At 40.7% G+C, this 12606-nt stretch carries 8 protein-coding genes; all 8 read right to left on the bottom strand.

Annotation, left to right across the window (positions count from 1 at the left end):
- Positions 1 to 155: 155 nt before the first annotated feature.
- The 8 genes from HGR01_RS04985 to ntrB all read right to left on the bottom strand — a co-directional run bounded on the left by HGR01_RS04985 (position 156) and on the right by ntrB (position 12554).
- The gene (locus HGR01_RS04985; protein ID WP_045872521.1) at positions 156 to 2429 is read right to left on the bottom strand and encodes a CHASE2 domain-containing protein; all 2274 of its coding nucleotides are present in this window, start codon (positions 2427 to 2429) and stop codon (positions 156 to 158) included.
- Positions 2430 to 3145: 716 nt separating this feature from the next.
- Positions 3146 to 3604, bottom strand: coding sequence for a nitrate reductase associated protein (locus HGR01_RS04980; protein ID WP_045872522.1), 459 nt, complete (start codon positions 3602 to 3604; stop codon positions 3146 to 3148).
- Positions 3605 to 3719: 115 nt separating this feature from the next.
- Positions 3720 to 4136 (bottom strand): phosphate-starvation-inducible PsiE family protein, encoded by a 417-nt coding sequence (locus tag HGR01_RS04975; protein ID WP_045872720.1) that lies wholly within the window; start codon positions 4134 to 4136, stop codon positions 3720 to 3722.
- A 414-nt stretch (positions 4137 to 4550) separates the two neighbouring features.
- Positions 4551 to 6794 (bottom strand): molybdopterin oxidoreductase family protein, encoded by a 2244-nt coding sequence (locus tag HGR01_RS04970; protein WP_045872523.1) that lies wholly within the window; start codon positions 6792 to 6794, stop codon positions 4551 to 4553.
- Positions 6795 to 7071: 277 nt separating this feature from the next.
- A complete protein-coding gene (locus HGR01_RS04965; RefSeq protein WP_045872524.1) occupies positions 7072 to 8574 on the bottom strand; it encodes a NarK family nitrate/nitrite MFS transporter in 1503 nt (500 codons plus the stop codon).
- 115 nt (positions 8575 to 8689) lie between these two features.
- Positions 8690 to 9538, bottom strand: coding sequence for a nitrate ABC transporter ATP-binding protein (locus HGR01_RS04960; RefSeq protein WP_045872525.1), 849 nt, complete (start codon positions 9536 to 9538; stop codon positions 8690 to 8692).
- Between the two features lie 103 nt (positions 9539 to 9641).
- On the bottom strand, positions 9642 to 11630 hold the full coding sequence (locus tag HGR01_RS04955; RefSeq protein ID WP_045872526.1) for a nitrate ABC transporter ATP-binding protein: 1989 nt from the start codon (positions 11628 to 11630) through the stop codon (positions 9642 to 9644).
- A gap of 84 nt (positions 11631 to 11714) precedes the next feature.
- Positions 11715 to 12554: a nitrate ABC transporter permease gene (ntrB, locus tag HGR01_RS04950; RefSeq protein WP_045872527.1), complete on the bottom strand. Its 840-nt coding sequence runs from the start codon at positions 12552 to 12554 to the stop codon at positions 11715 to 11717.
- Positions 12555 to 12606 lie beyond the last annotated feature (52 nt).

Here is a 12606-nt window from a genome sequence, read left to right as displayed (position 1 = left end):
TTAAATTTTCTTATTTTCAGGACTTACTTACGCAAGCAAAATTTGTCATTGCGACTGGAACGAAGTGTAGGGAAGCAATCCCAGAATATCAGGCGATTACGTCGCTGCGCTCGTAATGACGTAATTACGTGACTTTTGCGTAAGTCCTAATTTTCTCATTGTTCTGATTTATTACTACTAGATTCAGATTTAAGCCGATTGTCAAGTACTTCTTTTGGCTTTGGAGGCATAGCTGTAAAACGAATCAGAAAATAACTGTCGTCATCAGGAGCTTTTTTCAATACCTTGGCATAGATATCACCTTCACCAGGAGCAATTTCTGGTGCGTTTAACAATCTCATCTTGAGGTTACTTAAAGAATCTAGCGAATTAGGCGATCGCAATATTGCACCATGCTCGGATAATTTAACAATTTCACCATTAAATATAGTGCCTACTGCGTGTTTACCTTCCAAAATTGTATATTCAACAGAAATTTCTTCAGACAATTTCAGCATATTGTCATCGGATTTCGGCAAATGAAGATTGTACTTACCACCAATACCGCCAATGTCATAAATGGTAATTGGAGCTTTAATTCCTTTTGGTTCTACCCGTAATTGTCCATCAATTCTAATATTAATATAGGGGTCAGTATTGGCATCTTTCAAAGTCTCTTCAGAAATCAAAATTTGACCACCAACTGTATAAGACTCAATCCGAGAAGTTAAGTTAACATGACTGCCAACAACTGAATATTTAGCACGCTTTTGAGAGCCTACATTACCTGCAACAACTTCACCTGTATGAATCCCAATTCCCATTTCGATAATTGGTAAATTCATTTGTTGATTATGTTCATTGACAGGTTTCATTGCTAATTGCATAGCGATCGCACAAGCAATTGCTCTTTGGGAATCATCTTCGCGACTTACAGGCGCACCAAACATGACAAAGATACCATCACCAATAAATTCATTAATCGTACCGTTGTAATGGTTAATGACATCTGCCATTGCGCCTAAATAAACATTGAGAATTGCTACTACTTGTTCAGGTGGTAAACGTTCAGAAACAGCAGAAAATCCTCTTAAGTCAGACATTAAGACGGTGACTTTTTTCCGTTCTCCTCCTAACTTAAGTCCAGAAGGAGTTTCTAATAAATTAGCAACTACCTCATCTGTGACGTAGCGACCAAAGGTACGGCGCATTTCCGCAGCACTCCGCGCGATATATTGAGTGACTGCGATCGCAGATCCGGTTAAAGCTAATAGAGGCGGTACAATGGGAATCCACCAAGCAAAAAGAAAAGCTAAATAACTCCCACCCACCAAACAAGCAGTTGCTAGTACAATACTGCTAGTGGTATTAGTTAATGAAAATTTCTTGTTTTCATGAATGACATGTCGATGTTGCCAACACAAACTTGCACCAACCATCGACCAGAATAAAATCCACAACCATTCTATAGGTTCAGCTAATGTCTTAATTTGTGGGCGACTTTCCAAAGCCGAACTCAAAATTTGACTAATTAAATTGGCATGAATGGCAACACCAGCCATTCGTACAGGTGCACCAATTAATTTACTACTATATGGTGTCCAAAATAGATCATTCAAACTCTCGGCTGTAGCACCAACTAAAACAATTTTTCCTCGCATCAAATCTGGTGAAATTCGGTTATCTAAAACATCATTAATAGATACTCGTGTGAACCGATCAATTCCACCTCGGTAGTTTAAAATAATTTGGTAGCTGCTATCATCTGCTCGTAAGTAACCACCATCATTACTTTCAAAATTAGGAAAAATACCTTTACCTAACTGCAAAAAGTTAGGATTATTTTCTGATGGTTTTTCAGTAATTCCTTGTGGTTTCAAATATAATAATGCTAATTTTAATCCAAAACTTTCCAGATTATTGCCATCAGGCAAACCTGCATACAGTAAAGCTCGGCGTATTTTACCATCTTTATCTAACGGAAAGTCATTCGCTCCTACTTGATTGAGTTTTTTTAGTTCTGGAGGTGGTTTAACTGCAGAACTATCAGATGTATTAGATAATTTTTCTACTCCAATCAAGTTAGGAGTAGTATTAAATATATTTACTAAGTTTTGATGGCCAGGATTTAAAGGTAAATCTCGATAAATATCAAGACCGATGGCTAGAGGTTTTTGCTGCTTAATATTATTTAAAACTCGAGCAAGTACGTTATCATTTATCGGCCATCCTTTTAATTTCCTGATGTTTGATTCATTAATCTCAACTATGATAATGCGCTCATCAACAGGCTGTTGTGGACGTAACAGAAAAAACTGATCTAGCGCGGTTAGTTCTAAGAATTCCAGCAATCCCATTAATCGCAGGATAATCACAATAACTGTTACATTCGGTACTGCTAGCAAAACTCCCCGCCATTGCCATAGTAGCTGTTTCAGCTTGGGCCGCATACTATATAAATCCTAAGTTACAAGTTTAAAATATAATTTGCCAATCAAGACTGAGAAATTATTGACTACTGTCAAAGGTAAATAAAATAATACTGAAAAAACTTGAAAACAATATTTTGCATCAAAAAATAGTTCGATTCAGCAAATGTTACATCTTCTGTTTTGTTTCTTTGCAAAGCTTATTAAACACCGATTCTGTTTTCAACTAGTACAAGTCGGCGTAAATAGCGCAAAGTTGGCGGTGTCGGTTTCCGTCCCGCCAAACTTTGTAAGAGAAACAGACCACCTGTAATTGCTAAAAGGCTTATGCTATAACTATTCTTTCTTTTGACTTTTGACTCCTTTGGAGTTCGCCAGTTGCTTTATGCCGGGAAACCCGTCCACCGCACTGGCTCACTTTTGCCTTGTTGTACTAGTCACAGCACTGCTGCGCCTGTAGAACTTAGTCTATGTATTTTAAAATATACGTATAGTATTTTACTATAACGCAAAGAATCTTATATGAATAAGTACAGCATTAATGGGCAAGATGCTCGCTCTACAAGAGTTATATGATTAATCTTTTACCTCTTGTACTTAACAATTTGTTGTAATTATATAAATACGTGGATAAGGGTTTAGTATTGCTAAACCTCTACAAAAAATCTATATTTATCAAGGTTTGTGTGAATGGGGAGTTCAAATAATACTTACACAGTTAACAGTTAACAATATTTTTAAGCCAGATGAAATTCTGCCATTGCGCGGGGAAAGTTACTATTTTCATGTCCAGAACGGCTAAGTTTAATGAGAGCAAACCGCTCTAAAGGTGTTAAAGATTCCCACTGTGGTGTTGTTAGTGTAATACCAATTTCTTGAGCTTGTTCTTGAACACTAGCAGGTAAATTAGTAGAATCCATCCAAGCCGGATGAGATTCAATTGGTAATTTTGCAGGTGATGTACCTGTGCGGTTTAAAATTAATTGTTCTAGATATTGACTATAAGCTTGGATTTCTGCATCAGTATTACAAGGTAATTCCACTAAAGCTTCACGTTCAGTCTGAGACATTTGATTCCAATCAGATAATTTGAGTTTAATACCACAGGTATCTAGTTTGTAGCGCACCTGCATCGGTATACAACGCAGGGATGTCACGAAATCCGCTTCAAATTTAAAAAAGATTGTATTTGTCATTTGTTATTTGGTGTTTGGTAAGAGTCAAAAGCAAAATTCAAGGTTATTTCTACCTTGATACTTTTTGCCAATACTTAATCAAAAATCACCAGTTACAATGTATTTCTGAATAAGGTTATCGGGAATTACTAAAGCGAATTATTAAATAACTAATTGATAATGCTAAAACTGCAACTCCTAAACCAATGATATCAATTCCTGTTACTTTTTCCAAGTCAAGGATAATAATTTTTCGAGCAACAGCGATTAAAGACGTAACAATAACTAATTCGACTTGAACAACGTGTTTTCTAAGATATGCAGTGATATTTTCTAAAATTTCTAAGGCAATTAAAATATTTAAAAATAATCCAAATATTTTAAATAAAGTTGTGTTAAAGGTACCATAAGGTACATCAAATAACTCTTTAATTAGAAAAACCGCTAAATCCCAGATTGCGGCTAAAATCACCACGACCATAAACAAAGATAGTACTTTAGAAACTAGCACTTCAATGTTTTCAATGAAGTGCATAAATTTCTCATCCTGCATCTTCTCTGGTTTGGGATTGCGGATTTTTGATTTACGATTCTGAAAAATTGATTGATAATCGTATTTAGCAATCCATTTCTCGTAATCCTTTTTCAAATTTGTAGTATCTAATACTTGTTTGAGAATTTTTTTCATCTACTACACCCTATGTAAATTTTTAATTTCCAAACGCTTGATATTAGGTAATTTGTGTTATGAAAAAGCACAAATTTAAACTAATGATTTCAGCTATTATTGGCTTATATTGGCGGTTAATGACTCTTATCCCCAGCGTATTAGTCCCAAGTCAACAGTCAAAATATAAAATAAAAATCCTATAGATTTATCTATAGGATTAGAAAAAATAATCATAACTATTGACTGTTAACTATGGGTTAAATTATCAACTTACTATTTAGTTATCTATTTAGCAGCTTACCATTGTGAGGACTGGAGTTGATAATTTTTAAGTGTAATTTCTGCAGAAATCGGTGTTAGATCCACTGCACAAGCTTTTAGTTCTGGTTGTAGCGAATCGGGGCAAGATTCTGGATGAGTGAGCGCATTAGCTTCAGCTTCATCGGCCCATAGTGCTCCCCAGTGCATAGGGACAAACACTGTACCAGGTGCGATCGCTTTGGTAATTTTGGCGGGAAATTTTGCTTTACCCCGACGCGATCGCACTTCTAACCATTGGTGATCTGTAATTCCCAAAGCAGCAGCATCACGGGGATGAATCTCAATAAACGGTTCTGGATGCATAGCCCGAATTTTTTCTATGCGGCCAGTACGGGTTTGGGTGTGCCAATGTCCGTACAACCGCCCAGTAGTTAGCACAAAGGGATAATTTGGATCTGGTGGTTCCGCCAAACCCCGTGAGTGATATGCACCAAACCGCGCCCTACCATCGGGGGTATGAAATCGTAAATCAGTGTAAAGCCTTTTGGAATCAGGGAGATGACGGGGATGAAGTTGAATTTTTGCCCCCTCATCTCCCTTATCTCCCTCATCTTCTCCAGTGCTTATTTCTGGACAGGGCCATTGAGTGGGGCCTTGGGTTTGCAATAGCTCATGACTCATACCCGTCATGTCACAGGGGCGATCGCGTGTGAGTTGCACAAATTCGGCGTAGACTTCGGTGGAGTTAGCAAAGGCGAATTCTTTGGTGAAGCCTAATCTGCGTCCGACTTCCGCAAAAATTTCCCAATCAGCTTTCGCTTCCCACCAAGGAAAGCGGAATGCTGAACATAAAGTTACTCGGCGTTCAGAGTTGGTCATTACGCCAGTTTTTTCGCTCCACTGGGCAGCAGGTAACAGCACATGAGCGTAGGCAGAGGTTTCTGTGGGATAGTATGCATCTTGGTAAATTGTGAAAGGCGATCGCAATAATGCTTTCTTTGTCCGTTCCAAATCTGGCATACTGACGGCGGGATTAGTCGCAGCAATCCACAGTAATCCGACTGCGCCATTTTCTAAGCCAGTAATCATATCCCAAGCCGTCATCCCCGGTTCAGGAGAAATTTGTCCTGGCTTCAGTCCCCAGAAATTTTCTACTTCTGCACGATGCTGGGGATTTTTCACCAAGCGATAACCAGGTAATAAATGCGATAAACCACCAGCTTCCCTTCCGCCCATTGCATTTGGCTGACCGGTTAAAGAAAAAGGCCCGGAACCAGGTTTACCAATCTGTCCCGTCATCAGGTGCAGATTAATAATAGTTCTGACCTTTGCTGTACCTTCACTCGATTGATTAATACCCATCGACCACAGAGACAGCACTCTTTGAGATTGTCCCCAGTAGCGGGCTGCGGTTTCTAAATCTGCAACGCTAATTCCGCAGCGATGGGCTACCACATCTGGAGAATAGTGACGAATCACTTCTGCATAGGCGGGAAAGTTGCTGGTACAGTCATCAATAAATCCCACATCTATCTGATTCCAGCGCATCAACAAGTGGGCGATACCATTTAATAAGTCAATATCTGTACCTGGGCGAATCGCTAAATGTAAATCAGCATTTTCTGCGGTGGGTGTGCGTCGAGGATCGACCACAATCAATTTAACTTTGCGATTTTTTTTGCGATATTTCTCTAGTCGATTAAAAATTATGGGATGACATTCGGCGGTGTTAGTCCCAATTAAAAATGCACAGTCAGTTAACTCTAAATCTTCATAGCAACAGGGAGGGCCATCTGAGCCAAAGCTTTGAATGTAGCCAGCCACGGCGCTAGACATACATAAACGCGAATTTGCATCAAAATTATTACTGCCCAGACAACCTTTCATGAGTTTCTGAGCAATGTAATAATCTTCAGTTTGAAACTGTCCAGAACCATACATACATATAGCTTCTGGCCCCTGAGTAAAGCGTACTGTTTGAATCCGCTGCACAATCAAATCAAAAGCTTCCTCCCAACTGGCGCGACGAAAATCTTGATCCAATGAATCTCTAATCATTGGATATTGCAGCCGACTTTTATCTAAAGACTCAGCAATTGTCGCACCTTTCACACAAACCATACCTTGGCTAGATGGGTGCGCTTTATCGCCCCGTACCCGCCAAATTGGAGTTCCTTGACTATCCCGATTAGTCGCTTTACCGTGTTGTGCTGGGGGCGAAACTTCCAGCCCGCAGCCAACACCGCAGTATGGACATAGGGTTTTGGTAAATTCACTCATGGTAGTTTTGTGGGAATCTAGGATTTAAACGCAAAGGGGCGCGGAGGTAAACGTGATAGAGATACAAAGTATTGGTGTCAACTTAAGCTAAAAGCTATATAGGGCAGGCGTTGTACAAATACCTCGCGCCCTCATCCCCTAACCCCTTCTCCCCCTGGAGAAGGGGAACTAAATCTCTTGCTCCCCTCTGCCTGTGGGAGAGGGGCACAGGCAGAGGGCGAAACCTTGCACAAGAGCAGGTTTCACGTTAAGTTGACACAAATGGATACAAAGTCCCTTATTCCTCGGCCAAAATTGGTGTGGGTGGTGCTACTGTTTCGGTTGATTCGCTTTCATAAGCACCAGCAAAGGAACCTTGAGGTTCTTTGAGGAAGAAGCCACACATAAAAGCGCAAATTAAGGCGGCGATACCCATTGTGGTAAACAGTGTTGATGCGTCCGTTAAGCTGAAAATTGTCAGATAGACTACGCCACCAAAATTGCCGTAAGCACCGACATTCCCGGCGATTTGTCCGGTAGCTTCTTTTTTAATCATGGGGACAATACCATAGGTTGCACCACAGCCAGCTTGAGCAAAGTAAGCAGCAAACATAGTGACTGCGATCGCTAAGGGGATTGGCCAGCTGCTATTAATAAAATGTGCCATTAAATAGCCCACACCTATACCCGCACTAACAATTGTCATTGTCCATTTGCGGGAACCAAATTTATCAGAAATTAAACCACCGCTAGGACGGGAAACTAAGTTTAAGAAGGGGTAGGTAGCAGCAATCATTCCAGCTACTACATGTTCTAAACCAAAGGTTTTCTCGAAAAATGCTGGTAGCATTGATACGGCTGCGAGTTCGCTACCAAAGTTAGTAACGTAGGTGAACTCTAGTAATGCAACTTGACTAAATTGATAGCGTTGAGCAGGTGCGTAAGTTTTTTTGCCAATCAGTAATTCTTTGTTAACTTGGTAAGCTTTGTAGGTTTGGTAAGCAAATAATCCTGCTAACACCAACCAAGTTAAATACATTTGGGTTTGATTAAGGAAGTGAATATTCTTTTGTTCCAATCGCCAAGCTAGTAAACCCAAAGCGAAAATTAAACCAAAATTTGACGCAATCATCGCCCAGAAGCTTTTAACACTGGTGACTTCCAAAGCACCATTTTTCTTGGGTTTTTTGTAAACTTTGCCAGCAGGTGTATCTTGAACGGTGTTGTAATAGATTACGCCATAGATAGCAGCAATGATCCCAGTGAGTGCGATCGCTAATCGCCAGTTGGAACCACCACCAGCCAAAAAGCCTGTCGCCACAGCAATCATTGGTAGGGCGAACTCTGCACCAAAAGCCCCAAAGTTACCCCAACCGCCATAGATACCTTGAGCGCTTCCCATCTCTTTCGGCGGGAACCATTCCGCTACCATGCGGATACCGACGACAAACCCAGAACCAACAATTCCCATCAGTAAACGACTGACAACTAATTGGTGAAAGTCCTGTGATAGTGCTGTTGCTAAACAAGGAACAGCCGCAAACATCAACAGTATTGAGTAGGTAATTCTGGGGCCAAAACGATCCAGCAACATCCCAATAATTAACCGCGCTGGAATTGTTAAAGCCAGATTACAAATGCCCAAAGTTTTAATTTGCTCAGGTGCTAAATGTAATTCCTTACCAATTGTGGTTGCAAAGGGGGCAAAGTTGAACCAACAGACAAAGGTAAGAAAAAACGCAAACCACGTCTGATGTAAGATGCGATAACGATCCCTGAATGAAAATAATCCTTTAAGCATTGCAATCTTCCTTAGTGAAGCGGGTGAATGAGTTCGTTGTCAGGACATTTGTCTAGGATTTTGAAGCACCAGGGGATATTTTTAGAGTCAATAAATACTTGTAATGACCGAGTTTTTACTCATCATCATGAGCAAAACGGCGATAGAGGAAGTCGAGAGCGTAGTTTCTGAGGTTGTAATATTCGGGGTCTTCCATAATGCGGCGACGATTGCGGGGACGAGCAAAGGGAACTTCTAAGATTTCGCCAATTTGAGCAGCAGGCCCGTTAGTCATCATTACCACTCTGTCTGCGAGAAACAGCGCTTCATCAATATCATGAGTAATCATTAATACCGTAACTTGATGTTCTCGCCAAATTTGTAGCAATTCCTCTTGCAATTCCTCTTTGGTAATTGCGTCTAACGCACCAAAAGGTTCATCAAGAATCAAAACTTGGGGACGAATTGAGAGGGCGCGGGCGATCGCAACTCGCTGTTTCATCCCACCAGAAATTTGGCTGGGTTTCTTGTCAGCCGCTTCTGTTAGCCCCACCATTGCTAAATGTTCTCTAGCGATCGCTCTTTTTTCGGCTTGGGACTTTTTGGGAAATACGGAATCAATCGCTAAGTAAACGTTATCAAATACACTCAACCAAGGTAGGAGACAGTAGTTTTGAAAAACCATCATCCTGTCTGGCCCTGGCTCAGTAATTGGTTGGTCTTGCAAGAGAACAATACCTTCGCTGGGAGTGTTAAATCCAGCCACCATATTTAGCAGCGTAGATTTACCACAACCAGAGTGACCAATAATACAAACAAATTCACCTTCCCGAACTTTCAGGTCAACGCCATCTAATACGGTGTAGGGGCCTTCGGGAGTTGGGTAAATTTTGCTGACACCTTCAATTACCAAAAAATCATCTGCTTTTTGCTTTGGTAATTTATTAACCTGACTTTGATTGTGAGTATTTTTGGCGAGTTGCATAAGAATTTGGTAATGGGTAATTGGTAATTGGTAATTGGTAAAAAAGGCTAATCTATAAACTTTTGAGTACAGACGCGATTAATCGCGTCTGGTCAACTCTTGACTAAATAAACACTTCTTCCACGCGAATTGGTCGCTTGATTTCTAAACCTTTGAGGTACTCAATTGGTTCGGAAGGGTTAAAAACTTTCCCATCAAATAAATGAATCGGGTCATCTTCACCGATATCGAGTAAGCCGAGATCCCGCGCAGCTGTACCAAAAATATCTGTGCGACAGACTCTTTCAATGACTTCGACCCAGTTTTTCGGGAAGGGTATTAAGCCCCAGCGCGCCATTTGAGTGACCATCCACAACAGTTCGGTGCGGTTGGGATAGTTGGTTTGATGCAGGTAAAACTGGTTGTAGCCTGTCAGTTCTTGAGGTGCTTTACCGTCGCCGCGATCATAGGGATCGATAAATCCAGGGCGGATGTATGCAGGGTCAATATTTAAATATTCAGAACGAGAGAGTAATTCTATAATTTCTTGGCGGTTGCGGATGTCGTCGCAGTATTGGCAAGCTTCTAATAAAGCTTTGATTAGGGCGAGATAGGTTTGGGGATATTTCTGCGCCCACTCTTCCCGCACTCCTAAGACTTTTTTCGGCTGTCCTGACCAAATTTCTAAAGCTGTAGCTGCAACAAAACCTAAGTCTTGTTCAACAGCCAGGTAGTTCCAAGGTTCTCCTGCACAATAACCGTCAATATTGCCAGCTTTGAGTTGTGAAACCATTTCGGTGGGTGGAATCACTGCCAAACTGACATCTTTATCGGGATCTATACCACCAGCAGCCAACCAATAACGCAGCACCAGGTTCTGCATAGAGGTGGAATGAACCACACCCAAGGTCATAATTTGGTCAGGATTTTGGTTAATTGCCGCTTTTAAGCTAGCTAGGTCGCGGACACCTTGGTTATATAATCTTTTGCTTAAGGTAATAGCGTTAGCATTACGGGAAAGATTTAAAGCATTAATTACTGGAATTGGTTTTTGATCGCCAGCGCCTAAAGTTAGGGCTAAAGGCATTCCAGCTACCATTTGGGCTGCATCTAATTTACCCGTCACTACACCTTTAGCAATTTCTTGCCAGGTACTTGCACGACGGAGGGTGATATTTTCTAAGCCGTATTGAGCAAAGAAGCCTTTTTCTTGAGCAACAATTAAGGGTGCAGCATCAGTCAGAGGCATAAAGCCGATTTCCAGATTGGCTTTTTCTAAAACTTTCTCGGATGTAGTTACTGTTACTGGAGATTGCTGCATCCGGCGTTTTTTCGCCTGTTTTTGCTGGTTAAGGAAGTAAATCATCTCATTCCGCAGATTGTAGTAACTGGGATGTTTAACTACTTCCAAACGCTGACGTGGACGGGGAATTGGGACTTCGAGAATCTGCCCAATATGCGCTTCTGGCCCATTGGTAAGCATAACAACGCGATCGCTTAACAATAGGGCTTCGTCTACATCGTGCGTCACCATCACGCAGGTAACGTTGTGTTCGTTGCAAATTTTCATCAGTTGTTCTTGCAAACTCCCTCTGGTTAAGGCATCCAACGCCCCAAAGGGTTCATCTAGCAGTAACAACTTCGGACGAGTAGCCAAAGCACGTGCGATCGCTACCCGTTGTTTCATCCCCCCAGATAACTCTTTAGGACGTTTATTCGCGGCTAGGCGCAGCCCTACCATATCAATATGTTCTTCAACAATGCCGCGACGTTCGCCTTTGGGCTGATTTTTATAGACTTCATCCACAGCCAGGGCAATGTTTTCGCGGACTGTTAACCAGGGAAGCAGGGAGTAATTTTGAAAAACCACCATGCGATCGGGACTTGGTTCTCTAACTTCTCTCCCTTCTAAAGTCACACCGCCAATACTGGCTCTATCCAAACCTGCAATGATATTGAGTAAGGTAGATTTACCGCAACCAGAATGTCCAATTAGAGAAACAAATTCTCCTTGTTTGATTTTTAATTCAATATTTTTTAGAGCGATATATTTATCGCCATTTGGTAAATCAAAGATGCGGTCAACGTGATCAACTTCCACAAAAGTAGTCATTTGTCTTTAGTCCTTAGTCATTTGTCATTTGTTATTTGTTCAGAGCCAATAATCTACTTTTGAGTTTTGAATTTGAACTATTGATTACTTTTGTTCAGCTACAACTTTGCTAGCGATAAATGCTACCAATCTATCCAGCATTAAACCAACTAAACCAACATATATTAAGGCGATAATAATCTCGCTCATATTGGTTTCTGTAGTTGTGTTGTAGGCATCCCAAATAAACGAACCAATACCCACACCGCCTACTAACATTTCAGCCGCAACAATGGCTAACCAAGATAAACCAATCCCAATCCTTAAACCTGTAAATATATAAGGTACTGTGGCAGGAAAGACGATTTTGAAGAAATACTTTGGCCCTTTTAATTTTAAAACCTTAGCTACATTAATGTAGTCTTGGGGAATTTGCTGTACACCAACTGTAGTGTTGATAATAATTGGCCAAATTGAAGTAATGAAAATTACGAAAATTGCTGAGGGATTAGCTTGTTGAAATGCTGCCAGTGAGATAGGTAACCATGCTAGAGGCGGTACAGTTCGCAATACTTGGAAGATGGGATCTACGGCATTATAAACTAATTGATTTGCACCGATTAATATGCCCAATGCAATACCAACAATTGTTGCCAGCGAAAACCCTAAACCAACCCTGCCCAAACTGCTAAGAATCTGCCAACCTAAACCTTTATCGCTTTCGCCATTATCAAAGAATGGATTAATGATAAAAGGGTTCCAAGTTTCGGAAACTGTTTCAATTGGCCCCGGTAACTTAAAGTTAGGATTTAAACAAAGTAATTGCCAAATCACCAAAAAAATCGCTAATGCTACCAGTGGCGGTACAATTTTTTTCCAGAATAATTTATTAAGCGCCTTTTGAGACTTTTTTCTGTTGATCCGACTACCAGCAATAGCTGTCATTTTTTTCTTACTCCAGGGCAGATTTAATTAATTTCAAAACCAATTTTGTGAA

Source organism: Tolypothrix sp. PCC 7712 (assembly GCF_025860405.1).
GTDB lineage: Bacteria > Cyanobacteriota > Cyanobacteriia > Cyanobacteriales > Nostocaceae > Aulosira > Aulosira diplosiphon.
This window is presented reverse-complemented; position numbering and strand designations above follow the sequence as displayed.

What these genes read in the sequence shown, in the direction of transcription:
- HGR01_RS04970 (WP_045872523.1), bottom strand. Translation starts at nt 6,794, where the DNA reads ATGAGTGAATTTACCAAAACCCTATGTCCATACTGCGGTGTTGGCTGC.
- HGR01_RS04975 (WP_045872720.1), bottom strand. Translation starts at nt 4,136, where the DNA reads ATGCAGGATGAGAAATTTATGCACTTCATTGAAAACATTGAAGTGCTA.
- HGR01_RS04980 (WP_045872522.1), bottom strand. Translation starts at nt 3,604, where the DNA reads ATGACAAATACAATCTTTTTTAAATTTGAAGCGGATTTCGTGACATCC.
- HGR01_RS04960 (WP_045872525.1), bottom strand. Translation starts at nt 9,538, where the DNA reads ATGCAACTCGCCAAAAATACTCACAATCAAAGTCAGGTTAATAAATTA.
- HGR01_RS04985 (WP_045872521.1), bottom strand. Translation starts at nt 2,429, where the DNA reads ATGCGGCCCAAGCTGAAACAGCTACTATGGCAATGGCGGGGAGTTTTG.
- HGR01_RS04955 (WP_045872526.1), bottom strand. Translation starts at nt 11,630, where the DNA reads ATGACTACTTTTGTGGAAGTTGATCACGTTGACCGCATCTTTGATTTA.
- ntrB (WP_045872527.1), bottom strand. Translation starts at nt 12,554, where the DNA reads ATGACAGCTATTGCTGGTAGTCGGATCAACAGAAAAAAGTCTCAAAAG.
- HGR01_RS04965 (WP_045872524.1), bottom strand. Translation starts at nt 8,574, where the DNA reads ATGCTTAAAGGATTATTTTCATTCAGGGATCGTTATCGCATCTTACAT.